Below are 24,490 nucleotides of genomic sequence, written 5' to 3' on the forward strand. Positions count from 1 at the left end.
GCGCATTCCCCGTCCGGCTGAGTGCCGACAGCGCTTAACTTGTCCCCAATCCGCCCCGCACGGACTACGCTTGGAGTGACACACGAGAAGGAGAACCGTCATGACCCCATTGCGGTCCCGCCGCTGGTTTCTGGTACCGGTGGCCTTAACCCTGCTGGCCGTTGCGGCGCTGCCCGCGTTCGCCGGGAAGGCCCCCCCGCCGGACACCCAGGTCATCGCCCTGATCGCCCCGGACCCGGGCAGCCCGGCGGCGCAGGCCGCCGCCGGGCCGCCCCTCGACAGCGCCGCGGCCGCGGCGGCGCAGCCGCGGCCGAGCGTGCCGGACCGGCTCCTGGGGGTCCTGCGTGACCCCAATGTCGCCTATGTCCTGCTCCTGCTCGGGGTTTACGGGCTGGTCTTCGAGCTGGCCAACCCGGGCACGGTGCTGCCCGGGACCCTGGGGGCCGTCAGTCTGGTGTTGGCCCTTTATGCCTTTGCACTGCTGCCGGTCAACTGGGCGGGGCTGGCCCTGATCGGGCTGGGGCTGGGGCTGATGATCGCGGAGGCCTTCACGCCCAGCTTCGGCGCCCTGGGTCTGGGGGGGATCCTGACCTTCGTGATCGGCTCGGTGATCCTGATCGACAGCGAGGCCCCCGGCGGTGCGGTCTCGCTGCCGCTGATCGCGGGGTTTGCGGTGGCGAGCGCGGTGCTTCTGGCGCTGGTGGCGGGCCTGGCGGTCCGCACCCACCGGCGCCCGGTGGTGACCGGCGGCGAGCAACTGATCGGTGCCGGCGGCACCGCCGTGGCGGGCTTTCCGGGCGCGGGCACCGTCCACCTGCATGGGGAGGTCTGGGGCGCCCGCTGTCCCCAACCCATACCCCCGGGCGCGGCCATCCGGGTCCTGGCCCGCGACGGGCTGACCCTCGTCGTCGAACCCTTATCCCAGGAGGAGCAGTCAAACCGCAAATAAACCCAGAAAAAGCAGTTTAGCCGCAAATGAACGCAAATCGACGCAAATCGACGCAAATAATCAGAGAACCGGCCTTTACTGCATCGCCACCATCCGGGTAGCGCCCGCGACGATGCTGACCAGCCGACTTATTTGCGCTTATTCGCGTTCATTTGCGGCCAAATACTCTTTTTTCGGCATCGCCGATCCCTTGAGGAGCCCAAATCATGCTTTTCGCCGGTTACCTGGTCCCGCTGATCATCCTCGCCGTCCTGCTCGTCTCCGCGGTGCGCATCCTGCGCGAATACGAGCGCGCGGTCGTCTTCACCCTGGGGCGCTTCACCGGGATCAAGGGCCCGGGGATCTTCCTGCTCATCCCGCTGGCGCAGAAGATGGTCAAGGTGGACCTGCGCGTGCAGGTCCTGGACGTGCCGAGTCAGGACGTGATCTCGCGCGACAATGTCTCGGTGAAGGTCAACGCGGTGATGTACTTCCGGGTGATGGACCCGGAGCGCGCCATCATCCAGGTGGAAGACTATCAGATGGCCACCAGCCAACTCGCCCAGACGACGCTGCGCTCGGTCCTGGGCCAGCACGACCTGGACCAGATGCTCGCCGAGCGTGACAAGCTCAACGATGCCATCCGCACCATCCTGGACGCCCAGACCGACGCCTGGGGGATCAAGGTCGCCAACGTGGAGATCAAGCGTGTGGACTTAGACGAGTCCATGGTCCGCGCCATCGCCCGCCAGGCCGAGGCGGAGCGCTCGCGCCGCGCCAAGGTGATCCACGCCGAGGGCGAGATGCAGGCCGCCGAGAAGCTCGCCGAGGCGGCCGAAATCCTGGGCCGCCAGCCCCAGGCGCTGCAATTGCGCTATCTGGAGACCCTGACCGCCATCGCCGGGGACAAGACCACGACGATCGTCTTTCCACTGCCCTTGGACCTGGTGGAGCCGCTGCTGCGGCGCCATGCGGCGGGGTGAAGGCGCGGCCTTGACCATAACGCCGACCAGCGCGTGGGCGCAGTCGGGCGGAATGCGATAGCGGTTGCGCCATTGCGGTGGGTGGGGATGGCGGGGGGATGGCGGATCGCCCCGCGGGCATCCGCCCTAAGGTGACGTTCCTGAGCCGGTCCAGGGCACCGCGTTGCGGCTTACCGCCGCCACATCGACCCAGGCCGGATCGGGGCGCCAGGCGGCCGACCAACCGGGGAGGTCGGCGGCCGGCATGGGGTGGGCGATGCCGTAGCCTTGGGCCAGCTCGCAGCCGAGTTGCAGCAGCCGCGTGCCTTGGGCCACGGTCTCCACCCCCTCGGCGATGACCTGGCGACGGAAGGCGGCGGCCAGGCCGAGCACGCCCTCCACAATGGCCAGGTCATCCGCGTCATCGAGCATGCCGCGTACAAAGCTCTGGTCGATCTTGATCCGGGCGACCCGCAGGCGCCTGAGATAGGTGAGCGAGGAATACCCCGTGCCGAAGTCATCCAGGGCGAAGGTCACCCCGAGTTCCCGGCAGGCGTCGATGGCCTGGGCGGCCCCGGCCAGTTCCAGCGCACTGGTCTCCAGCACTTCCAGTTCCAGATGGCCCGGCGGGACCGCCGGATGCGCTGCCAGAATCGTGCGCAGGCGGTCGGGAAAGCCCGCCTGCTGCAACTGCCGGGCGCCCACGTTGACGCTGACCGGCAGCGCCAGCCCGCCGGCCTGCCAGCGCTCGATCTGGGTCAGGGCGGTGTCGATCACCCACTCGCCGAGGTCGACGGCCAGCGGATGATCCTCGATCAGGGGCAGGAATACCCCCGGCGGCAGGAGCCCCCGTTGCGGGTGTTGCCACCGGACCAAGGCCTCGGCGCCGCTGACGGTCCCGCTGCGCATATTGACCTTGGGCTGGTAATACAGCACAAATTCATGTGCCATGAGGGCCTGGTGGAGACGCTCCAGGCCCTCGTGATGGCCGCGCAGGCGGCGATCATGCTCGGCGTCGAAAAAGTGGTAGCGGCCCTTGCCGGCCAGCTTGGCCTGATACATGGCCTGGTCGGCCTGGCGCAGCAGTTGCTCGGCATCGATGTCATCCGCCTGCGGATAGAAGGTGACACCGAGACTGGCCGACACCTGGAGCACCAGATCGCCGGCCTGGACCGGTTGGGCCGCGGCCGCGAGCAGTCGGGTGATCATCGGCACGCCGGCCTGGGTGTCGGCCAAATCAGGCAGCACCGCCACAAACTCGTCACCACCCAGCCGGGCAAAGGTGTCGCTTTCGCGCAGCGTCTGCCGCATGCGGGCCGCCGCGGCGATCAGAAACTGGTCCCCGGCGTCATGCCCATGAAGGTCGTTGATGACCTTGAATCCATCGAGATCAAGCAGGACCACTGCCACCGGGTGCGCGTGCCGTTGCGCCTGCGCCATGGCCTGCTGCAGGCGGTCGGCCAGCAGCACGCGGTTGGGCAGTCCGGTCAGCGCGTCATAGTGTGCGACGCGCTCCAACGCGCGTTCGTGCTCCTTGATCGGGGTGATGTCGGAGAACAAGGCCACGAACTGCTGGGGTTGGCCCTGGGCATCCGGGACGGCGCTGATGGTCTCCATCACGGCATAGACCTCGCCGTTCTTGCGGCGGTTCCAGAGTTCACCCCGCCATTGGCCGTGCGCGATCAGGTTGCGCCACAGCTCGGCGTAGAACGCCGGTCCCTGGCAGGGGTCGCTGAGCAGGCGCGGAGTCTGGCCCAGAACTTCATCACGGCGGTAACCGGTGATGTGGCTGAAGGCGTCATTGACATCGATGATGGTGCCATCGGCGGCGGTGATCATGATGCCCTCGCTGGCATGGGTGAAGACGTTTGCGGCGAGGCGCAACTGTGCCTCGGATTCCTTGAGGTCCTGGATGTCGGTGCAGGTGCCGAACCAATTGATGACCTGGCCGTTGGCTGCGTGCAGCGACGCACCCCGGATCAACCACCAGCGGTACACGCCATCGGCGCGGCGCAACCGACACTCCAGCGAGTATCGGCCATCGGTTTGGACGGCGTGCTGCCAGGCCTCCCAGGAACGCTGCTGGTCATCGGGATGGAAGGGGAGGTTCCAACCGTGGCCGTAGCTCTCCTCCAGCGTCAACCCCGTGTAATCGACCCACTGCTGATTGAAATAGATGTTCCAACCGTCGGCCCTGGTCATCCAGACAATTTGCGGCAAAGATTCGGCCAGGATGTGGAATTTTTCTTCACTGGCGTGCAGGGACTCTTCGGCCAACAGCCGTTCCAATTCCCCGGCGGCGCGCAGGGCCACCAGCTTCAATGCGGATTCGGCGAACGGGCGGTTGCGCAGCGGTTGGCGGCCGATCACGGCAATCAGGCCGATTGGTCGGCCATCGTGGCTCCATAGCGTCGTGCCGATGTAGCTCTCCGCCCCCAAGTCCTGGAGTACCTGATCACGCGGGAAGGACTGGCAGACACCGGCGGCAAAGCAGCAGACCTGTTTGCCGACGACATCGCCGCAGGGTGTGTCCTTGAGGGCATAGCTTAAGTCGTCCTCGAAATGCCCGTCGCACCACACCGCGAGGGTGCGGGCGGTCAGTCCATCCCCTTCCAGGCGATCGATGCAGACGTAAAACATGTCGAGCGTTTCAGCGAGGTAGCGCGCCAGCGCATGGAAAAATGTCTCTTCCCGAGAGCGCCCGCTGGTGCGCGCCAGAAAGGCCTGAACATCGCCGGCCTGCTTGCGCTCGGTAATGTCCAGACTGATACCGATATACTTGACAATCGTGCCGGTAACATCGCGTTGCGGCGTCGCCAGCCCTTGAACCCAGGTAATGATACCTCCGGGGGTCCGCAAGCGGTATTCCTGTTCCCAACGCTCCCCAGACGCGACCGTCCCTTGCCAGTGCGCGGCAACGGATGCGCGATCCGCCGGATGCAGTGCTGATAACCATCCGTTACCGAGCGCCTGCGTCGGGGCCATCCCCGCCATTTCACACCAGCGTTGGTTGGCATACAGGCAGTTGCCGGTGGGTGATGCCAGATAGATGCCGACCGGTGCCAGCGCCGCCAAGGTGCGGAACCGCTCCTCGCTATCGCGCAATGCCTCCTCCATCTGCTTGCGCGCACTGATGTCGATACAAATACCGATCATGCGCAGGGGCTGACCCTGCGCATCGTACGTCGTGTCGCCCCTGGCGTAGATCCAGCGCGACTTTCCCGCTCCCGGGATGATGCGATATTCGTTGACCAGTGGGACATGGTCACGAATCGCGTCGTCGATACGCGCTTCTGCCGCCGCCAGGTCCGCGGGATGCAGCGCGGACCGCCAGGTGTCGAAGCTCGCCGGCGTGGTGGCCGGATCGAGATCGAGCAGATGAAAGAATTCATCCGACCATGACAGTTTGCCGCTTACGATGTCCCAGTCCCACACGCCCGCCTGGGCGGCGCTTTGCGCCAAGGTCAGCCGCGCATTGGCCTCCCGCAGGGCAATCTCCTGCTGCTTACGGTCGGTGATGTCATGGATGACGGAAAAGAGCAGCGGCTTGCCGCTGACGCCGACCGGCGTTGAAAAGACCTCGACGTCGCGCACCTCGCCGGTTGCGATCCGGTGTCGGAAATTGAAATAATTGCGCTCCTCGCGCAGCGCCCGTTGCCGCTCCAGCGCCACCTCGTCCGGGGGCAGGGTGTTGATCGCGCTGATGAGCATGCCGACCAGGTCTTGCGGCGGGTAGCCGTAATAGCGCACCGCCGCCTGATTGGCGGCGATGATGGCTCCGCCGGCGGGATCGATGAGCAACATCACCGATGACGTCTTCTCAAAGAAGTCACGGAAGCGGGTCTCGCTCACCCTCAGACGTTCACGGCCGCGGCGCCGGGTCCAGACCCAGCTACCGAACAACATCAACATCACGCCCAGCCCGCCGCCTAGCCAGGCCGACAATTTCAGCGGGAACGGTGACGGCTCGCGGCCCAACGCGGCGGGCAGCTTCTCGGCAAGCGCCCGGTCACTGGTGAAACCCCGGTCGGCGAGGGCGTGGCGGCCGACATCCGCGGGTGGGACACCGCTTTCGGAACCGGCAGGGAGTGGGCGCGGCGCGTCGCATCTTGCGTCGGCGGGGGCAAGCAGGCAGAGCAGCGCAACACCCCAGGCGGCGATTGTCGGGACGCTACCGCGGGGTCTGCCAAGAAGTACCGACATGGGGCGGGAACTCCGACTCATGTGACGATGGTCGGCGAAACGCGCCGGCAGCATGGCATGACGATCTTCTGCAAGCCGTTCATCCGGGCGCCCGTCAACTATTTCGATCATGTCGACCTGCCGCAGGCGTACGCCTGGTTGGTCGAGGCGTAGCGCTCGCGCCGCGCCAAGGTGATCCACCCCGGGGGCGGGATGCAGGCGGCGCAGAAGCATTAAACGTAACGCGCCGATTATCGCTTGCTCGGGGGACAAGCGATCCCCGCGCCCTGAGCGCGGGCGACCGCCGCCCTTCAGGCCAGCACCGGATTCAGATTGACCCACCGCATGACGCGCGAGACCAGGTCCTTCGGGAATACGATGTCGCTCGCGCGGGCGTAGCGCCGGGACTCGGTGAGGTCGCGCTCGAACTGCTCGGCGAGCGTGACCGCCAGGGCCTCGTCCAGGATGTAATGGGCGCCTTCCACCTCGAGGCGCAGCGAGCGGGTATGGATGTTGAGGCTGGCGACCTGGCAGAATTGCCGATCCACCACCATGAACTTACTGTGCAGGGTGTCGGCGTTGCTCAAGTTGGGGTGGAGCTTGTTACGCACATAGACCTGACAGCCGTCCGGCGCGCTTCCGGCGGCCTCGGCATCAGTGAGCAGGCAATACAGACCCTTCAAGATCGGCACGACCACGACCGCCTCGTCCACCGAGTCGCCGGAGTTGGTGAGCACCCGCACGCAAACGCCGCGCTGCACCGCGTCCACCAGTGCCTTGCAAATCGCCGGGACGTCCATGAAATAGGCATTTTCGATGTCAATCGTGCGGCGTGCCGCCCGGATCGCGCGCAGCATGGCGAGCGTGACCCCTTGGCGGCTCTGGGGTCCGGGTTCGTCGATTACGGTGAGGATGCGGGCGGTCCCGCGTGCGGCCGGTACGGGCAGCGTCGCCGGCACCGCGATCGGGGTCAAGATCTGCCCGAAGGGCTCCACGGCGTTCGTGGCCGCGGCCCGCTCATTCCAGATCCCGACATAGCGCTGATAGTCATCGCGCACATTGGGGCCCGCGATGCGGACATCGGTATCGCGCCACTGCCGCCGGTTCGGGTCGGCGGCGGCGGGCGTGCCGAAGGCGTGGCTGTATTCATCCCCGATGTTCATGCCGCCGGTGATGCTGATCGGCTGGGCACCGGCGCCGTCGATGATCAGCTCCTTGTAATGGAAGCCGTCGAACGGCCGCTCGTCGTGATGATAGAGCAGCACCGGTATCCCGCCCTCGACCAGGCGGCACAACAGTGCGATCGACGTGGGATCGCCGGCGGCGATATTGCCGTCGACCATGACGCGAATCTCGATTGCGGGTTCCCGGCGGCGCCGGGCGAGCAGGGCGTCCACGGTCTTCTGTCCGGTGTGGTCGCCGTACAGCTTCCAGGTGGCGAGCAGGATGCTTGACTGGGCCGCAGCGATGAGTTCATAGCGCTGCGCGAAGGAGGCCGGACCATTGATCAAGGGCACCACGGCATTACCCGCACTGAAGCGCTCTCCCACCAGTTGTTCCAGGCCCTCGGCGAACGCGGCCTCCGAGACGCCGCTGCCGGCGGGTATCCGGGATGTCTCATCATACAGGCGGGCATTGAGCGAATCCCATTGCGGATAGCGGTTGGCCCCGCGTCCGCGGGAGATATACCCCTCGACTAGCAGCCGCGCGTAGATGCTGCGTTTGATCAGGGCGACGGTGCGCGCCTGGGTTTCGGAGAGTGGCCCCGGGGCGTGCTTGACGAGCAGGCCGAGGACCAGGTCCAGGGTCCGGTCCAGTACCTTGTAGGTCGCGCGCAGGACCGCGGGCTCGGCGCTCGTCAGCGGCCGCGTCAGACCGGACTGATGGGCCTGTGGGGTCGCCGCGGTGAGGTTTGAATATGCTGACTGATGGTCGTCTTGCGGCATGGTCACACCCTCCAAAACGTATAGAAAACGCAAACACCCGGCGGTGATCGTCGTTCCGGCCACTGGAGGTCGAGGCTTTGGCCGGTCCGGCGTGCAGGCGCCGGTGATTTCCATTGGATCGGTCGGAAACCGCCACCGGCGAAAGCCTCGACCTCCGGTTGTCGACGGACCGCCACTGGCCGAAACGATGACCAGGGTCAAGCCCCCGACCACGAGTCTAGCATCGATCCGCGCCCTTGTTGCGGATGCCGGCTCCGGCGTACCCGTTCGGGAGGCACCGGCGCGTTCGCCATCAGCGGCCACCCCGCGGCTATGATACCGCCCGCGGCACTGACGCCGCATCGACCTCTGGGGCACCCCGATGAGACGCCTGTTGTTGCTGCTCTTGCTCTGCTGTGTGACGCTGCCCGGGATGGCCCGGGACCTGGCCCACCCGCGTATCGGTCTGGTCTTGAGCGGCGGCGGAGCCCGCGGGGCGGCCCATGTGGGTGTGCTCAAGGTCCTGGAGGAGTTGCATATCCCCATCAGTGCCGTGGCCGGGACCAGCATGGGCGCCCTGGTGGGCGGGGTCTACGCCGGCGGTATGGCACCGGCGGAGATGCAGCGCCGTCTGACCGGCGTGAACTGGGCCGAACTGCTGTTGGATGACCCGCCGCGCCAGGAGTGGCCCATCCGCCGCAAACAGCGCGACGTTCAGACCCCCGTCGACCTGAGCTTCGGCGTCCGGCAGGGGAAACTCAGACTGCCGGGCGGGGCCCTCGCCGGACAGCAGGTGGAGGTCTTCTTCAGCGATCTGGTCAAGGGCGTCGAGGCGCGGCGCGGCTTCGACGACCTGCCGATCCCCTTCCGTGCGGTGGCGACCAATCTCGAGAACGGGGCCATGAAGGTCTTCGCTGCGGGACCGCTCCCGGAGGTGATGCGCGCGAGCATGTCGGTGCCCGGGGTCTTTGCCCCGGTGGAGATCGACGACCATCTCTACGTGGACGGTGGCCTGGTGCGCAACCTGCCGGTCGATGTGGCGCGACGCATGGGGGTGGATATCGTGATCGCCGTCAACCTGGGGGGTTCCTATCTCCCCCGCGATCAATTGCACTCGGTGGTCGGGGTCATGGCGCAGATGTTGGCGATCCTCACCGAACAGAACGTCGAACGCTCACTCAAGGAACTGCGCCCCCACCGGGACATCCTGATCGCGCCGGATTTGGGCACCATCGGTGCCGCCGACTTCACGCGCGTCGCCGAGGCCATCCGCGCCGGGGAGCAGGCCGCCCGCGCCGTCGCTCCGCGGCTGCGGCACCTGGGTCTGAGCCCCGCCGACTATGCCGCCTGGCGGGCGCGCCGGTCGCTGCCGGCCACCGACGAGGCTCCGGTCGCACAGGTCGAGATCAGGGGCCTGGAGCGGGTCGCCCCGGCGCTCTTCGCCCCCCTGGCGGCCCATCAGCAGGGCCACCCGCTGGAGCGCGAGCGCCTCAAGGCAGACCTGCGGACCCTCTATGCCCGCAGCGACTTCACCAACCTGAACTATGATCTGGACCCGCTGGGAAGCGCCAATCGGTTGGTCATCCGGGCCCATGAGAAGCCCTGGGGACCCGGGTATTTCAGCTTTGGGCTCGGCCTGTCGTCCGACTTCAAGGGCGACGAACGCTTCGGTCTGCGCGGGACCTATCGCCGGACCTGGGTCAATCCGCTGGGTGCCGAATGGCTCACGAGTGCCCAGTTCGGCAACGTGATGGGTCTCTATACCGAGTTTTTCCAACCCTTTGCGGTCGATCGCAGCACCTTCGTCGTGCCCAGCCTGGGCCTGGGTTCGACCCCGCTCGGGGTCTTTCGCGACGGTACCCGCATCGCGCGCTATGACGTGCTGCGCGCTAGCGCCGGCCTGGATGTCGGCGCCACCCTCTTCGGCGGCAATGCGGAACTGCGCCTGGGCCTGGCGCTGGGCACCGCCACGCCCAAACGCGATACGGGTGAACCAATTCTATTCGAGGGCACGCGCAACGAGAGCGGGCCGCGCGCCTCATTGCGCTACGACACCCTCGACAGCCCCGAGCTGCCGCGGCAGGGCAACCGGGTGGTGCTGGAACTGCGCGCCCCGGAGCCGGCCCTGGGCGCGGACCTGAGTTACCGGCGGGCACTGGGTCAGTGGATCGGTGCCTACAGTATCGGCGACCACACCCTGGTCGGCCGGGCCGAGGTCGGCCGCGGCTTCGGGGAGACCATGCCCTATTATGACCAGTTTGCGCTGGGCGGTTTCCTGCACCTGTCCGGCTACGCCAACGACGAATTGCGCGGCAATGAGGTCGCCTTCGGCGCGCTCGCCTATTACCGTCGGCTGCCCACCCTGACCCCTTCCTGGGCGCGCGGCGTCTATCTCGGCGGCTCTCTGGAGGTCGGATCGGTCACGCAGACCAACCCGCTCCTGACGCCGCCCGGCACCCGCTTCGGCAGCAGCTTGTTCCTCGGCATCGACACCCTGATCGGACCCGCCTATCTGGGCCTGGGGATGGCTGGGGACGGCGACGGCACGGGCTACCTGATGATTGGATTCCCGTAAGAGGAGCCGGGGCGTCCCGCCCCGGCGCATCGGTAAGCATGCGGTGGGACGCACGATGCGTTTCAAAGGGTTGCGGGGCGTCACACATGGCCCCCTGCGAAGGCTGGACAGGGGGGGTACCGTACAGTAGGATCGGGAAATATGCCGTGACCGTTGTCAACTCTTTAAATCAGGAGACAGGCTTTGGATTTATTCATGATTGGCTTTGTGGTTTTCGTGGTAATTATTTTCGTTGTGGGGTTATCCCGTGGCAGCCGCCGCGACGGTGGTGGTGACGGTGGTGGTGGTGGCGGTGGCGGTGGCGGTGGCGGTGGCGGCGGCGGTGGTGGTGACGGCGGTGATGGTGGCTGAGAAGCGCTGTAGCCTACGGCGGTCGGCCGGTTCGATGGGCGCCGTTTTATACGGCGCCGGGCCGCCGCGTTGATTGGTGTCGGAGACCTCAATGAATTACGGGGCAGCCTCGATCATAGGCTCGGCCGCGCGGCATCCGCGCGGCATCGTGGGGTCGACAAGCGCAGCGCAGTCCACCAACGGCAGCGCGGGATTCGGTGGACTGCGCTAGCCTTTGTCCACCCTACGGCCGAGGTGATCATCAAGACCTGCCGGGCTGGGGCGGCCCGCGCGACCTTGCTTGTACTCGCCTTGGTCCTTGGGCCGGCGAGCGCCTGTGACGCGCAGTCAGGGCCCAGTCAGGCCGCGCTGTCCGAGCGCAATTTTTCCCGCGTCGTGGACCTGGACGGCCAGCCGACACTGCGCGTCAGTTGCGAATACGTCGGCAAGACGCCGGGCGATCCCGCCGACTATATCAGCGGTCACGATTATCGCCGGGTCGATACGGATTTCTATCGGCTCACGCTGGAAAACCTGTCGGCCAATCCGCTGATCATCGAGCGTGTCGACTACCGGTTGGAAACGGGGTCGATAACAGGGGAACAGGCGGCCGATGCGACCTCGCTGCGCCGCACCTGGGGGACCAACGTCATCGCGCCGGGGGCCCGCATCAGCCGCGGCAACAATATGGTCTGGTCCAAAGCCAGTCGCAACCGCCTGTGGAAGACCTACCAATTCCGCATTGATGATGAAGATAAGTCCAATCGGACCTTTGCCGTCGCTGTCTCCCTCGTCTACCGCCGTTGAGTCCGCTGGGTTCGACGCGCGGCTCGTCATCGTGCCGCAGCACCCCAGCGGTGCCTTTCTGGTCGAGTTTGCACGCGCCTGCTACGTTGAAGGCGATTTTCGCTCGCCGGGTGGTCGGGCCAATGCCTGGTTGCTCGATTGCCGCCGACGCCTTGGTGACGGGCCGACGCTGCGGGCGGTGGCCGCCGAACTCGCGCGCCTGATCCAGGCCCAGGGGAGCGACCAGGTCGCCGGCACCGGGTTCGGCGCCTATCTACTGGTCGGCGGGATTCTGGCGTTACATACGCAGGTCGCCCGCGGCGTCCTGATTCGCCCTCAGGCCAAGCGCTATGGAACTGCAACGATGATCGAGGGCAGCCTCGACATCCGCACGCCGGTCTGTCTGGTGGACGATATCTTGAACTCCGGGGCCAGCGCGCTGGACGCCGTGAACAAGTTGCGTGCTTACGGATGCACCGACATTCGTCACCTGAGCGTGTTCTGCTTCGACTGGGGGAGCGGCCGGCGGCGCTTGAACGAGGTCGGCGTCTCGTGCGAGTGCCTCGCCGTGGTCGGCAAGGCTGGACCCGACAGGGCCCGGATGTCGCCTGCCCGGGCTGGATGCCTGTGGTTAGCCCGCTCCTGGCGTCGGGGCCTGGGACGGTTTCGTTAGTCCCTTACCCGGGAACCCCTGGACCACACAAGATGCGGTCGTCGGGTTCGGTTTGGTGCAAGCAACGACGAGCACCCGCCTGATGCAGCATCAATGCAACACCCCGCTTGGTGCCTCTCCCGACTCCGGCTCCGGCAACAGATGCACGAAGCGCCCCTGCGCCTCGGTGAAGAGCTCGAACGCGGGCTCGCCAAAGGTGCGCCGCTTCTTCGAGACGCCCTTGGGCTTGACCTGCATCTGGGCGACCCAGAGTCCGTGGCGGGTCTCCAGGGTGAAGGAGACGATGTCGACGCGGTAGGGGGAGGCGCCGATCGAGCCGTAGCGCTCCAGGATCTCCTTGTAGCGGTGCATCTTCTCGCGCGGCAGGCCCCAGGCGTCCATGATGACGAAGACGAAGTCGGCCTCATGCAGCGCGGCCAGGTGCCGGACCAGTTCGGCCGACTCGTCCTTGGCGCTCTCGGAGGCCGCGCTCATCATCACCTGATGCGTCTGCCCGTTCGTCAGGTTGCCGACGAAGGCGACCGGCACCAGGTGCTCGCCGGACTCCAGGATGCCCCGGGCGACGTCGATCAGGGGGTCGATGAGGGTGCGATAGGTGGTGGGAATCATGCTCATGGGTGCGCCTCGCTGCCTGGGTCGGCGCGGCCCGCGCCCCCCGTGGGCACCGCCGCGCCGTGCGGCGGCTAGTGTGGCAGCGTCAGCGCCGGTTCGCTAGCCGCGGACTGGACATCCGGACATTTGTGCCCTAATGTCAGGTTCGTGAAAGCCAGACAATTCATCAAGCTCCTGAAGGCTGCCGGCGCCGACATCATCAAACATCGCGGCAAGGGGGGTCACTATCTGGTGACGCTCAACGGCAGGCAGACGACCGTGCCGATGCACGGTGATGCCGACTATGATCCTGAGTTTCTGGACGACATCTGCAAGCAACTCGAGACCCGCCTGAGAGACCTGGCATGAACATGGCCTACCCCGTCACCTTCAAGACTTACGCGAACGGTCAGGTCGGCGCCTTCTTCGCTGACGTGCCGGAGGCGATCACGGTGGGCGCAACTGCGGCCCAAGCCCTCGACCGCGCCCACGACGCCCTGGTGGTTGCCCTGTCCGGATACCTGGATCACGGCCGGCCGCTCCCCGCTGCCAGTAAGGCACGACGTGGTCAGGCACTGGTGTCACTGCCGCCGCGCGTCGCACTCAAGCTGGCCATTCATGTGGCGCTAGGCGAACAGGGCTTGACCCAGGCACAACTGGGTGAGCGGATCGGCGCGGACGGGCGGCAGGTGCGGCGCATTCTCGACCTTGACTACGAATCGACACTGGCGCAACTGGATGCCGCCCTGGCGGCCCTTGGATTGCGTGCGACAGTGAGCGTGGTGAAGGCGCTGCCGGGAATGCCCCGCGTGGCGGCCTGACTGGTCCCGGGCGCCCACTTCAGGGTGCGCACCGCCTTGTGCCCTGGGTGCGCACTCGATCGAGGCGGGGTTCAGTAACGCGGCCCGGCCTCACCATAGCCCAGTCCCGCCTCCGCCCCCTGTTTGCGCACCGTGTTCCAGAGCTGGTGGTCGAGTGAGTCCTTGGCCCCCCCGGCGGCCTCCACCTTCTCCTTGAGATAGCCGGCCCGCTGGGTCGAGAGGTCCTGCACCTCCTTCTTGATGGTCTCGCGCCGGGCGGCGGTTGCGGCGACTACCTTGGCCAGCTCGGGTGCATCAAGCTTCGCCAGGGGGGCCGGCAGGGCCGCGGCCGGGAGCTTGTCGAGGTCCACCCGGCCGCTGCGCACCGCGTCCACCAGCTCCTGGTCGGCGGTCAGGCTCGCCGCGCCGCTCGGGGACGCGACGAACTCGGCACGCCGCGCCAGCGCGGCCGGGGCAGCGGCGGACTTGGCGGCGCCGGCCTTGGCCACCTCAGCGGCGCGCCGCTCCCGTTCGTCCGCGCTGCCGTAGAAGATGCGGGTGTCGTCCAACTCGGCGGAGAGTTTGGCCAGCCGGGCGTCATAGGGGGTGGCGATGGCCACGGCGCCGCCCGCCTGGTCCACCTGGAGATAGGCGCCGTTGCCGAGTTGGGCGATGCGTTGCCACTCGCCGCGGGTGTCTGCCTGGTGGCCGCACTGGATGGCGTTGACACGGATGCCGCGTTGCTGCGCCTGCGCCAGTGACTGGGCGTAGGGGACGTCGTCCTGGTAATCCAGGTGGGGCGGGGCGTCGCCCACCAGGAAGACCACCCGGTAGGCGCCCGGGTCGCGGCTCCAATTGATCCGCGTAAGCGCCTCATGGATGGCCTGGTTGACGCTCTCGGGCCCGTCCCCGCCGCCCTGCGCCTGGAGTTGGAACAACTCGGCCTGGAGCCGGTCCAGATCGGGGGAGAGGTCGACCACCCGGGTCACATAGTCGTCCCCGCGGTCGCGGTAGGCGACCAGGCCCATGCGGATAATGGGCGCCGGCTGGGCGCCGGCAAGCGTCGAGGCGATGGCCCAGATTTTGTCCTTGGCCGCCTGGATCAGCCCGCCCATGCTGCCGGTGGTGTCCAGCACGAAGACCGCCTCCACCGCCGGGCGTTGCCCCGGCGGGGGTTGGGGAACGGCGATCGCGAGCGGCTGCCCCGCGGTCTGCACCGGCAGGGGTGTCGGCGCGGATGCAGTCAGCAGGGGGTAATAGGCCACCGCGGCGGCGGTGAGTCCGAACAGGCCGAGGCCGATGAGCTTGGTGTTCATGAGAGTCTTCTCTATTGGCAATCGTGCAGTTGAACCGCGGGCGGGACGCCCGCGCTCCTATGGATGGTCGGCGATCCGGCGCAAGGCCCCCTCCGCCGCCCGGCGCGCCAGGTCGAAGGGCTCCGCCGGTGCAGTCGGCCCCAGGGTCCGGTCGGGGCCGAGCCCAGTCCGGACGGGAATGGCCGCGAACAGGGCCTGGACCAGGAACAGGCACCAGACGGCGAGGAACAGGCTGCCGCTGTGAACGGCGGCCCAGAGGGCGGCGGCGCCCCCGCCGAGGATCAGGCCCAGGTCCAGCAGGGCGGCCGTGGGTGTGCCATGGAAGTTCCAGACGCGCGCCACCCAGATGAAACCGAGCTGGATCAACACCTGGCCCCAGACCCCGGGCAGCAGGCCCAGCGCGGCGGCGCTGACCGCGATCCACGCGAGCACCAGCAGCACGCGGCCGACCCGCTCGCCGCTGCGCCCGAGCAGATACAGCAGGTACCCCAGGCCCAGGGCGGCGACCGTCAGGGCTAGGGCCGCGTCGGGCAGGAGCGCCAGGCGCAGCCCGGTGTAGAGCACCGAACCCCCGAGCGCGGCGCCGAGTGCGACCAGCGCACCCTCAAGGAAACTCGGGCGGTTCATGACCCGCCCCCCTGGCGGCGCAGCCGCAGCAGTTCCAGTTCCACCTCGGCGTCCGAGACCGCGGGGTCCGCACCGGACCAGGCAGGGCCCCAACCCTCATCGGCGGCGCCGGCCGCGGGCGCCTGCTCAGTGTCGTCGAGGTACAGGGCGGCGCGGGCGCGCAGGTCGGCGAGCCGGGCGGCCCGGGACTCCAGTTGCGCGGCCAGGCGCCCCCGCTCGCCCGCGTGCTCAGCGCGGCGGGTCTTGAGGGCGGCGCGGCGGCGACCGGTCTCCAGGCGGCGGCGGATCAGGGGCCGCGCCAGGGCCTCGCGGCCCTCCTGCAGCCCTTCCGCCAAGGCCGCGGTGGTGCCTTCCTCCTCCTCGGCCAGGGCGGTATCGCGCAGCGCCAGGCGGGCCAGTTCCCGGTCCAGCGCGGCGAGGCCGCGCCGCTCCTGGTCCAATGCCTGCTCCATCTCCCGCACCGCCTGTGCGAGCACCAACTCAGGCGCCTCCAGTCGGTCCAGGACGGCGTTGAGATCGGCGCGCACCAGTCGCGCCAGACGGGTCATCAGTGCCATGGTCGTCACCTCCAGGTTGACCGCGGTGGGTCGGTGCTTGCAGTCTAGGCAGGCGGCGGGGTGGGGCCTAGGCAGGTCTTGGTAAAACCGCAGGGCATCGTTTTACGTGCAATTTACGTCCGCGGGGCGGACTTGCGGTTAAACTGGAATTGCACCGCCTAATTCCCATCGGACGGACAATCGTTCTCGTTGTCGTTGTCGTAATCGTTGTCGTAATCGGACAAGCGATGCAATTTGAGTGCGAGAGAATCCGTGGCGCTACGATAAACCCGATTACGACAACGACAACGACAACGGTGCGAAACGTAATCTCTAATGGACTTGCGTAACTTATCAATGAACCGTGCCTAAGCGGAGTCACTGACCACGATGCCCAAACGCCCCCGCCTGCTGCTGATCGAGGACGAGGAGCCGATCCGGGTCGGGCTCACGGACCTCTTCGTCTTTCACGGCTACGAGGTCCAGGGTGCCGCGGACGGCCCGAGCGGGTTGCAGCTCGCCCTCTCCGGGACCTTCGATATCATCCTGTTGGACGTGATGCTGCCGGGCCTGGACGGCTTCACCATCTGCGACCGGATCAGGGCCGTGGACCGGGTGCAGCCCATCATCCTGCTGACCGCCCTGGGGGCGGACGAGGACATCATCCGCGGGCTCAGTCTCGGCGCGGACGACTATGTCGCCAAGCCCTTCTCGGTCGCGGAACTGGTGCTGCGCGTCCAGGCCGTGCTGCGCCGCGCCCCGGGCGGCGCGGCCCGGGCCGCGACCCTGCGGCTCGGCGATCTCACCCTCGACACCGTCAATCTGCTCGGGCGGCGCGGCGCCCTGGAGGTCCCCTTCACCCGCCGGGAGGTCGAGATCCTGCACTACCTGGCGGCCCATGCGGACCGCCCGGTCCCCCGCGACGAGCTCTTGACCAAGGTCTGGGGCTACTCCCGGGGCTGCGGCATCGAGACCCGTACCGTCGACATCCATATCGCCAAGCTGCGCCGCAAGATCGAGCCGGACCCGGCCGCCCCGCGGGTGTTGGTCACGGTGCGGGGCGTGGGGTATCGGCTCTTGGTCGGGGCTGGCGCCGTGCCGCAATGAAGGGCGAAGACGCCGATCGCGCACGCCGGCGCCTGCGCCTGTGGCTCGGGGCCTTTTTCATCGCGCTGGCCCTGCCCAGCGCGGTCCTGGTCTACCAGGCCTATGACCAGCTCAAATGGGAGTCCTTCCGGGCGCAGCAGTTGGTCGCCGAGGACTTCGCCGCCCGGGTCGATCAGCGCTTGAGTGACCTCGTGCGGGTGGAGGACGCCCGGCCGGTGGCGGACTACGCCTTTCTGGTCGGCGAGTCGGCGCCCGCGGACCATCGCTCACCGCTGGCGGAGCTGCCGGTGCGGGCCGGCCCCCCCGGTCTGATGGGCTGGTTCCAGGTGGCGGAGGACGGCCGCTTCAGCACCCCGCTGGTCCCCGAGGGCGCAGCCGCCGCGGCGATGGCGCCGGCGGATCTGGCGCAGCGCCAGGCGCTCGCCGCGCGTATCGAAGGGATATTGATCGGCAACCGGCTGGTCGAACGCGGGCGCCCCGCGGGCGGGCCGACGGGGCCGGCGCCGCCGCCCATCGCCGCGGGGTCCGACGCGGCGGCGAACCAGTCTTCGGTCGACTCGGTGGTGGGTGCGGGCGGGCAGTTGCCGTCCGGGCTGCCGCCGCAGGCCAAGTCGGCGGCCTCTGCCAAGGCGCAACTGCCCCGGGAACGCCTGTCCCAGCGCGCCTTCGAGCAACTCGGCAGCCGGCGGGCGGACCCCGCAGCGCCTGCCATGGCCGATTCCGCCGCTGACCTGGACGCGCCGGCCGTCCCGGTCCAGGGGCTCGGGCGGGTCGATGAGCTGACCCTGGACGCGGCCCTGGCCAAGCGCACCGCGCCGGTCCCGGCGACGCCCCGCGCCCAGGGGCCGGCAGCGTCGGCGCCCGCCGGGGGCGGCCGGGGCGAGGCGGCCTCAGTCCAGTCCCAACGCGGTCTCGCCGCGTCGGCCGCGCGCCCGGAGGCCCTCGCCGAGACCGCCCGCGCACCCGTGGCGGCGGACAAGACCAAGGATGAACGCGCCCGGGCGCCCCTGGCACTCTTTGCCAACCGGGTGGAGCCCTTTGAAGTGGGTTTGCTCGGCAGTGGCCATTTCGTCCTGTTCCGGGCCGTGCGGCAGGGCGGGGGGCGCATCATCCAGGGTCTCCTGATCGAGCAGGGGCCATTCCTTACTGCGGTCTTGGGCGAGCCCTTGCGGTCCAGCGCGCTCGGGCGCACCACCGACCTGATCGTCGCCTTGCGCGACACGGTCCTGACCGCGTTGCGCACCGCGTCGGGGCGCGACTATGTCGCCAGCGCCCGGGAACTGACCGGGGCCCTGCTCTATCGCACCCGGATGCGCGAACCCTTCGGCGGTCTGGAGCTCATCTTCAGCGTAGGCCGGCTGCCGGTCCCGGCGGGGGCCCTGGTGATCGGCTGGGTGGGCGGGCTGCTGGCCCTGGTGCTGGTGGCCGGGACCTGGCTCATGTACCGGCTGGGACTCAAGCAGATCGCGCTGGTGCGCCAGCAGCAGGCCTTCGTCTCCGCGGTGAGCCACGAGCTCAAGACCCCGCTGACCTCCATCCGCCTCTATGCGGAGATGCTGCGCGCCGGCTTCGCAGACGAGGACCGCCGTCAGGTCTATTACCGCTATATCCAAGAGGAGAGTGAGCGCCTCTCGCGGCTGATCGCCAATGTGCTGGCCCTGTCGCGGATCGGGCGCGACGCACTCACCGTCTCCCCCCAGGCGCTGGATCTCGCCGAGCTGATGGCCCTGGTGCGCGAGCGCCTCGCGTCCCAGGTCGAGCGGGCCGGGTTCCGGTTGGTCGTTCAGTGCCCGGCTGGCGGGACCGTCCAGGCCGATCCGGATGCCTTCGTCCAGATCCTGATCAATCTGGTGGACAACGCACTCAAGTTCGCCGCTCAGGAGGCCGAGCGGACGGTGGAGATCCGCTGCGAATGGCCCCGGGACGGCTGGGTGCGCATCGCCGTGCGCGACTTCGGCCCCGGGGTGCCGCGTGAGTTGCGCCGCCGCGTCTTCCAACTCTTCTACCGCGGCCCCGAGGCCGGGGCGCGCGCCATCCCCGGCACCGGCATCGGGCTTGCCCTCGTTGAGCGTCTGACGCTCGCCATGGGCGGGCGGGTGGAGGTGGTGGAGCGGGAGCCGGGGGCGGAGTTTCGGGTCGAGTTGCCTTCAGGGCATTCGTGCGGGTCTTGACCTCCCCTGCGCCCTGTGAGATCGCACACTCTGTCGGTCCGGCTATACTTGACTTGACGGCCGGGCGCCGTTCGTCCCGGTGTGCCAGTTGAATTGTCGCCATCGAGCGGAGGCCCCATGTCCATCCAGCCGCCTGTCATCCTCTTGGTCTGCGCCAACGATCGCATCGACCCGTCGCGCCACCTGCGCAACCTGTATGCGGAGCTCACCCAGATCCACGATGCCCTGCGGCCAGCCGAGCAGGCCGGGCTCTGCGAGGTTCTGACCGAGGCCAATGCCGACGCGGACCGGATCTTCTCGGTCTTCCAGGACGCGGGTTACCGCCACCGCATTGCCATCCTGCACTACGCCGGACACGCCGATGAGTCCCTACTGGAATTAGAGTCCGCATCCGGTGGCCATGGTCCGGCCTACGCGGCGGGCCTGGCGGCCTTCCTGCGTGAGCAAGGCGGGCTGCAACTGGTATTCCTCAACGGCTGCTCCACTGCGCCGCAGGTTCAGGGTCTGATCGATGCCAATTGTCCCGCGGTCATCGCCACCTCCCAGGCAATCGACGACGAATTGGCCCTGAACTTCGCCAAGGGCTTCTATAAGGCGCTCGCTGGCGGTGCAGGACTCAAGTCGGCCTTCCGACAGGCCGAGGCCGAAGCCAGGACCAAGTATGGCGACAGCACCCGCGGCCTCTACTGGAACGGTGCAACCGAGCGCACACAAGTCGCCCAGCCTCCGTTCCCTTGGGAGCTGGCGACCGCGCCCGACGCCGATGACTGGAAGCTCCTGAAGGATCCCCTGCTCGGCCTGCCCAAGCTGCCCGACGATATCGTTCCACCCGAGTCGGGGCCTTTTCGCCGCCTGAATTCGTTCGAGCGCTCGGACGCCCTGGTCTTCTTTGGCCGCTCCCGGGAGATCCGCGATGGTTACGACCTAATCACCGCCGCAGACAGCTCACCGATCCTCCTCCTCTACGGTCAATCCGGTGTGGGCAAGTCCTCGCTGTTGGCGGCGGGTCTGTTGCCCCGGCTGGAGTTCAGTCACGATGTGCACTATCTGCGCCGGGACCGAAGCCTGGGGCTGCTGGGCACCCTGTTGCAATACTTGCAGCCAGGGAATGATCCGCCGGAAATGGCATGGCGCCGGATCGAAGCGGCCGAGGGTCGCCCGTTGGTGCTGGTCCTGGATCAGGCGGAAGAAGCCTTTACCCGACCGGTCCCCGACCTGCCGGACGAGATCAAGATATTTGCGAACGGCTTGCGCCAGATCTTCACTCAACCGGACGCTCGGCCGCAGGGGCGCTTGATCCTGGGCTTCTGCAAGGAATGGTTGGCTGAGATCGCAACGGCGTTGAATGATCAAGGACTCCGCTGGGAGCACCAGTTCCTGAAAGCTCTGGATCGCAACGGAATCATTGATGCCGTGACCGGACCCACTAGGAGTGAGCGACTCTGCCGGAAGTACCGACTCGGGATCGAGGAGGGACTGGCCGAGGAGATTGCCGATGACCTGCTCGTGGACCCGGATTCGCCTGTCGCTCCCACCCTTCAGATCCTGCTGACCAAACTGTGGGAAGAGGCGAAAGAGCGAAATCGCGAGGACCCGCGATTCGACCGCGCGCTGTATCAGAAACTCCGCAAGGGCAGCGCACTGGGTCCCTTCATCGACGAGCAGCTTGCCGGCCTTGAGAAGGTGCGGGCCGGGGACCTGAGGTCCGGGCTGGCCCTTGATCTGCTCGCCTATCACACCACGCCCAAGGGGACCGCGGAACAACACACCGATGAGGACCTGCAGCAACACTACTGCCACATCAAGGACCGGGTCGCCGAGATCGTGCAGTGGTTCAAAGGCGGCTTTGTCCTTACGGATCTTCACACCGAACAAGCCCCCATCAAGGGTAGCCGCCTGGCTCATGATACCCTGGCGCCGTTCGTGCGGGAGCGGTTCGACAGATCGGATTGGCCTGGGCAACGGGCGCGGCGCATCCTGGAGAACAGGGCAGTCGATTGGGGCAAGGGGCAGACGGGACCGGTGCTCGACGATACGGACCTGGACCTGGTCGAGAAAGGAGCCGCGGGCATGCGGTGCCTTGAACCGGATGAAGAGCGGCTGATTGCGGCGAGCCGCCGGGCGCGCAATTGGCGACGTGCGCTGAGCGGCTTCTTCGTGGCGGCCCTCGTTGTTGCTGCGGTTTCCGTACTGTACCAGTGGCAGCAGACAGAGAGTCAGAAGCGGATAGCAATCGCCCGGCTCCAGACCTACGAGGCGGTGAAAGTAGCAGAAAAAAATCCGATCCGCGCGCTACTTCTGGCCGCAGAGGCCGTCAAGCGACCTTTTGATGCTAGTGGTATTCGGTTTGGCGACGCTGAAACCGTATTGCGCGAGCGGATCGCTGCAACCGGTGGAATACCCTTCGGCGGGGATGGGCTCGCGTTGGGTTTCGACCACCAAGGCCTTTGGCTCGCAACCGGGCGGGCCGACCACGCCGTGCTCTTGTGGGATCTTCGGAGCCTGGCATCCAAGCCCCAGGTGCGACTCGGCCATCAAGCTAGCATTCAGGCCCTGGCCTTCTCCCCCGACGGCAAATGGCTCGCCACCATTGGCTTGGACGATGTTGCCTTGCTGTGGGATATCCAGAACCCCAAGACCGAACCGCGCCGACTGGGGGGGCAGGATGGCCGGATTTCGAGCCTCGCCTTCCACCCCGCGGGTGGCTGGCTCGCCACCGGGGCTGTGGATGGGACCATCTGCGTGTTGGACTTGGGTAACCCCGACGCCAAGCCCATCCGTCGGGACGGTGACGGTATTCCGATTGCCGCTATAGCCTTCGACGGCAAGAGTCGCTGGTTGGCCGCCGGCAGTCTTAACAGCATCGTCTACCTGTGGGACTTATGGGACCCCGGATACAAAATGTATAAACTGCCGGGGTACGCCGGTCCGCTAAAGTCGCTCTCCTTCGATCCCCAAGGCCACTGGCTCGCCACCAATGAGAACGTGGTCGCGCGCCTGTGGGACCTCCAGCACCCCGAGGTTGAACCACGGGTGCTGCGCGGGCACGAGGGTTTTGTGACGAGCCTCGCCTTCGACCTCCAAGGTCGTTGGGTCGCCACCGGGAGCGACAACAGTTCCGTGTTCTTGTGGGATCTCCAGAACCCCGAGGGCGAGCCCCGTGAGGTGAAGGGACATAGGAGCTCGGTCGTGAGCCTTGCCTTCGATCCCCAGGGTCGTTGGTTTGGCTCCGGGAGCGAGGACCGGACCGCGCGTCTGTGGGACCTCCAGGACTTTGAGACCGAGCCCAGGGTTTTGCGCGGGCATGAGGGCTCAGTGCAGAGCCTTGTCTTCGACCCCGCGGGACACTGGCTTGCGACCGGTGGCAAAGAGGATACCGCGCGCCTGTGGGACCTCGACCAGCCGGAAAGCGAGCCGCGGGTGCTGATTGGGAACGAGAACCGGCTGAGACATCCTTCCTTCGATCCTCTGGGTCGCTGGCTCGCCGCCCGGAGCGACGATCGGACCATCCACCTGTGGAATCTTGAACAGCCGGGGACTCCGCCTCGGGTCCTGCATGGCCAGGAGACCGGGCTCGATGACTATGCCTTCGATCCCAGCGGCCGTTGGCTTGCCGCTCGCGGCGAGGACAGGACCGTCAGCCTGTGGGACCTCCAGCAATCAGATGCCGAGCCGCGCATTCTGAGGCTAAAAGACGGGGAGATTGGTTCCTTCGTCTTCGATCCATTCGGCCAATGGCTCGTCACTCGAACCGACAAACAGGAGGCTCGTCTCTGGAACCTTCAGCACTCCGACTCCGAACCCCGCGTGTTACCGGGAACCGACGGCTCTATACTGGATGCTCCCTTCGCCTTCGGCCTCAACGATGGCTGGCTCGCCAGCGGGGGCCGAAACAACGCTGCACTCCTGTGGGATCTCCGCCAACCGGAGGTCGGTCCCCGTCAGTTGGACGGGCATACCAAGGAGATTGATGACCTCGCCATAGACCCCCAGGGCCGATGGCTTGTGAGCGGAAGTTGGGATAAGACTGCGCGCATCTGGGACCTCCACGACCGCGAAACCACCTCGATCCAGTTGACCGTTAACGACGGCGGAATTGAATCATTCGTCTTAGCCCCTGATGGCCGCTGGCTCGTCACCTGGGCCGAGGGAAAGGATGCCCGCCTGTGGGACCTGGAACATCTGCGGGCCGAGCCTCGTGTTCTCCCGGGGCATAAACTCGGCACGTGGAGTGTAGCGTTCGATCCCAAGGGCCGCTGGGTCGCTAACGAGGGTCTTGGCGAGACCGTGCTGCTGTGGGACCTTCAGCACCCATCCCCCGCCGTCCCGTTGGGTGGGCACAATCGGGTTGGGTTACTCGTCTTTGATCCTGATGGCCGGTGGTTCGTGACGACTGATTCGGCAACTGCCCGCCTGTGGGATCTCCAACATCTCGAGAGCGGTGCTCGGGTGCTTCACGGTGGTGCGGGCGGGATGAAATCTGTCGCGTTCGATCCCGGTGGTCGCTGGCTCGCCACCGAGAGTGCAGACGGCATCGTGCGGCTCTGGCGACTGCACCTTGTTCCCCTGCTGGACTTGGCCTGCCGAACCGCCGGACGTAACTTGACCCTTGGTGAGTGGCAACAACATGTCGGTGGCATAGACTACCAGGTGACCTGCACCCAATTCCCAAGTGGTGAGATATTGGCCGAAAAGGCAGCCTCAGGGTCGCCTTGATGCGGGATGTGGATCGCCGACATCCTGTTGGCGATCACCCCAAGCACCGGCCGCGCTGATCAGGCAGAGACCGGCGCACGCTTGACCGCGATTTGCTAGCCGCCGGGCATCAGTTGACCGGCAACAGATAAGCGCGCGCAGGGACGAACGGTACATTCATTCCCGCGCGGCGAAATCGCGCAAGCATCGGCTGCCCCTTCCTGGATCGAGCACGGCGAAACTCCGAGGCAGCTTTGCAGAGAAGCGAAGAATCACGGGCCTGCAC

The 24,490-nt window shown here is 67.0% G+C and carries 18 protein-coding genes; 12 read left to right on the plus strand and 6 right to left on the minus strand.

Going from position 1 to position 24,490, the window contains the following annotated elements:
• Window positions 1-100 precede the first annotated feature (100 nt).
• Window positions 101-949 carry an NfeD family protein gene (locus tag THSYN_RS13800; protein ID WP_216644760.1) on the plus strand — a complete coding sequence of 283 codons (849 nt, stop codon included), beginning with the start codon at window positions 101-103 and terminating at the stop codon, window positions 947-949.
• Window positions 950-1,155: 206 nt separating this feature from the next.
• On the plus strand, window positions 1,156-1,911 hold the full coding sequence (locus THSYN_RS13805; protein ID WP_100919659.1) for a slipin family protein: 756 nt from the start codon (window positions 1,156-1,158) through the stop codon (window positions 1,909-1,911).
• A 126-nt stretch (window positions 1,912-2,037) separates the two neighbouring features.
• Here THSYN_RS13805 and THSYN_RS13810 read toward each other — a convergent pair whose 3' ends face one another.
• A complete protein-coding gene (locus tag THSYN_RS13810; RefSeq protein WP_172965279.1) occupies window positions 2,038-6,093 on the minus strand; it encodes a PAS domain S-box protein in 4,056 nt (1,351 codons plus the stop codon).
• Window positions 6,094-6,120: 27 nt separating this feature from the next.
• On the opposite strand from THSYN_RS13810, the gene THSYN_RS36885 reads away from it, so the two are divergent.
• Window positions 6,121-6,246, plus strand: a complete 126-nt coding sequence (locus tag THSYN_RS36885) for a SpoIIAA family protein (RefSeq protein ID WP_418219921.1) — start codon at window positions 6,121-6,123, stop codon at window positions 6,244-6,246.
• A gap of 137 nt (window positions 6,247-6,383) precedes the next feature.
• Here the strand turns inward: THSYN_RS36885 and THSYN_RS13815 are convergent, their stop codons facing one another.
• The gene (locus tag THSYN_RS13815; protein ID WP_172965280.1) at window positions 6,384-8,018 is read right to left on the minus strand and encodes a phospholipase D-like domain-containing protein; all 1,635 of its coding nucleotides are present in this window, start codon (window positions 8,016-8,018) and stop codon (window positions 6,384-6,386) included.
• A 361-nt stretch (window positions 8,019-8,379) separates the two neighbouring features.
• Here THSYN_RS13815 and THSYN_RS13820 point away from each other — a divergent pair, with 361 nt between their 5' ends.
• The 4 genes from THSYN_RS13820 to THSYN_RS13830 all read left to right on the plus strand — a co-directional run bounded on the left by THSYN_RS13820 (window position 8,380) and on the right by THSYN_RS13830 (window position 12,361).
• Window positions 8,380-10,572: a patatin-like phospholipase family protein gene (locus THSYN_RS13820; RefSeq protein WP_100919662.1), complete on the plus strand. Its 2,193-nt coding sequence runs from the start codon at window positions 8,380-8,382 to the stop codon at window positions 10,570-10,572.
• Window positions 10,573-10,804: 232 nt separating this feature from the next.
• Window positions 10,805-10,996 (plus strand): hypothetical protein, encoded by a 192-nt coding sequence (locus tag THSYN_RS34860; protein WP_172965202.1) that lies wholly within the window; start codon window positions 10,805-10,807, stop codon window positions 10,994-10,996.
• 302 nt (window positions 10,997-11,298) lie between these two features.
• The gene (locus THSYN_RS33870; RefSeq protein ID WP_157817658.1) at window positions 11,299-11,709 is read left to right on the plus strand and encodes a hypothetical protein; all 411 of its coding nucleotides are present in this window, start codon (window positions 11,299-11,301) and stop codon (window positions 11,707-11,709) included.
• A 31-nt stretch (window positions 11,710-11,740) separates the two neighbouring features.
• Window positions 11,741-12,361: an orotate phosphoribosyltransferase gene (locus tag THSYN_RS13830; protein ID WP_100919664.1), complete on the plus strand. Its 621-nt coding sequence runs from the start codon at window positions 11,741-11,743 to the stop codon at window positions 12,359-12,361.
• A 90-nt stretch (window positions 12,362-12,451) separates the two neighbouring features.
• On the opposite strand, the gene THSYN_RS13835 is transcribed toward THSYN_RS13830, so the two are convergent.
• Window positions 12,452-12,976: a hypothetical protein gene (locus THSYN_RS13835; protein WP_100919665.1), complete on the minus strand. Its 525-nt coding sequence runs from the start codon at window positions 12,974-12,976 to the stop codon at window positions 12,452-12,454.
• Window positions 12,977-13,120: 144 nt separating this feature from the next.
• Between THSYN_RS13835 and THSYN_RS13840 the strand changes: the two genes are divergently transcribed.
• Both THSYN_RS13840 and THSYN_RS13845 read left to right on the plus strand, forming a co-directional pair.
• The gene (locus THSYN_RS13840; RefSeq protein ID WP_157817659.1) at window positions 13,121-13,321 is read left to right on the plus strand and encodes a type II toxin-antitoxin system HicA family toxin; all 201 of its coding nucleotides are present in this window, start codon (window positions 13,121-13,123) and stop codon (window positions 13,319-13,321) included.
• Window positions 13,318-13,773 carry a type II toxin-antitoxin system HicB family antitoxin gene (locus THSYN_RS13845; protein WP_100919667.1) on the plus strand — a complete coding sequence of 152 codons (456 nt, stop codon included), beginning with the start codon at window positions 13,318-13,320 and terminating at the stop codon, window positions 13,771-13,773. The genes THSYN_RS13840 and THSYN_RS13845 overlap by 4 nt, the downstream gene beginning before the upstream one ends.
• Window positions 13,774-13,844: 71 nt before the next feature.
• Here the strand turns inward: THSYN_RS13845 and THSYN_RS13850 are convergent, their stop codons facing one another.
• The 3 genes from THSYN_RS13850 to THSYN_RS13860 are packed head-to-tail and all read right to left on the minus strand — an operon-like array spanning window position 13,845 to window position 16,252.
• Entirely contained in the window at window positions 13,845-15,068 is a 1,224-nt protein-coding gene (locus tag THSYN_RS13850) for a vWA domain-containing protein (protein WP_100919668.1), read from the minus strand.
• Between the two features lie 57 nt (window positions 15,069-15,125).
• Window positions 15,126-15,695 (minus strand): hypothetical protein, encoded by a 570-nt coding sequence (locus tag THSYN_RS13855; protein WP_100919669.1) that lies wholly within the window; start codon window positions 15,693-15,695, stop codon window positions 15,126-15,128.
• Complete coding sequence (locus tag THSYN_RS13860) at window positions 15,692-16,252, minus strand: PspA/IM30 family protein (RefSeq protein ID WP_100919670.1); 561 nt, start codon at window positions 16,250-16,252, stop codon at window positions 15,692-15,694. Before THSYN_RS13860 ends, THSYN_RS13855 begins: the two co-directional genes overlap by 4 nt.
• Before the next feature lie 369 nt (window positions 16,253-16,621).
• Between THSYN_RS13860 and THSYN_RS13865 the strand changes: the two genes are divergently transcribed.
• The 3 genes from THSYN_RS13865 (at window position 16,622) to THSYN_RS13875 (ending at window position 24,225) form a co-directional block, all read left to right on the plus strand.
• Window positions 16,622-17,338 carry a response regulator transcription factor gene (locus THSYN_RS13865; protein WP_100919671.1) on the plus strand — a complete coding sequence of 239 codons (717 nt, stop codon included), beginning with the start codon at window positions 16,622-16,624 and terminating at the stop codon, window positions 17,336-17,338.
• Window positions 17,335-19,509, plus strand: a complete 2,175-nt coding sequence (locus tag THSYN_RS36835; RefSeq protein WP_100919672.1) for a sensor histidine kinase — start codon at window positions 17,335-17,337, stop codon at window positions 19,507-19,509. Before THSYN_RS13865 ends, THSYN_RS36835 begins: the two co-directional genes overlap by 4 nt.
• Before the next feature lie 117 nt (window positions 19,510-19,626).
• The gene (locus THSYN_RS13875; protein ID WP_100919673.1) at window positions 19,627-24,225 is read left to right on the plus strand and encodes an nSTAND1 domain-containing NTPase; all 4,599 of its coding nucleotides are present in this window, start codon (window positions 19,627-19,629) and stop codon (window positions 24,223-24,225) included.
• The last annotated feature ends 265 nt before the right edge of the window (window positions 24,226-24,490 follow it).

The organism is Candidatus Thiodictyon syntrophicum, from assembly GCF_002813775.1.
GTDB lineage: Bacteria > Pseudomonadota > Gammaproteobacteria > Chromatiales > Chromatiaceae > Thiodictyon > Thiodictyon syntrophicum.

Coding starts and splice junctions, on each gene's coding strand:
- THSYN_RS13800 (WP_216644760.1), top strand. CDS start 101: ATGACCCCATTGCGGTCCCGCCGCTGGTTTCTGGTACCGGTGGCCTTA.
- THSYN_RS13805 (WP_100919659.1), top strand. CDS start 1,156: ATGCTTTTCGCCGGTTACCTGGTCCCGCTGATCATCCTCGCCGTCCTG.
- THSYN_RS13810 (WP_172965279.1), bottom strand. CDS start 6,093: ATGTCGGTACTTCTTGGCAGACCCCGCGGTAGCGTCCCGACAATCGCC.
- THSYN_RS36885 (WP_418219921.1), top strand. CDS start 6,121: ATGGTCGGCGAAACGCGCCGGCAGCATGGCATGACGATCTTCTGCAAG.
- THSYN_RS13815 (WP_172965280.1), bottom strand. CDS start 8,018: ATGCCGCAAGACGACCATCAGTCAGCATATTCAAACCTCACCGCGGCG.
- THSYN_RS13820 (WP_100919662.1), top strand. CDS start 8,380: ATGAGACGCCTGTTGTTGCTGCTCTTGCTCTGCTGTGTGACGCTGCCC.
- THSYN_RS13835 (WP_100919665.1), bottom strand. CDS start 12,976: ATGAGCATGATTCCCACCACCTATCGCACCCTCATCGACCCCCTGATC.
- THSYN_RS13845 (WP_100919667.1), top strand. CDS start 13,318: ATGAACATGGCCTACCCCGTCACCTTCAAGACTTACGCGAACGGTCAG.
- THSYN_RS13850 (WP_100919668.1), bottom strand. CDS start 15,068: ATGAACACCAAGCTCATCGGCCTCGGCCTGTTCGGACTCACCGCCGCC.
- THSYN_RS13855 (WP_100919669.1), bottom strand. CDS start 15,695: ATGAACCGCCCGAGTTTCCTTGAGGGTGCGCTGGTCGCACTCGGCGCC.
- THSYN_RS13860 (WP_100919670.1), bottom strand. CDS start 16,252: ATGGCACTGATGACCCGTCTGGCGCGACTGGTGCGCGCCGATCTCAAC.
- THSYN_RS13865 (WP_100919671.1), top strand. CDS start 16,622: ATGCCCAAACGCCCCCGCCTGCTGCTGATCGAGGACGAGGAGCCGATC.
- THSYN_RS36835 (WP_100919672.1), top strand. CDS start 17,335: ATGAAGGGCGAAGACGCCGATCGCGCACGCCGGCGCCTGCGCCTGTGG.
- THSYN_RS13875 (WP_100919673.1), top strand. CDS start 19,627: ATGTCCATCCAGCCGCCTGTCATCCTCTTGGTCTGCGCCAACGATCGC.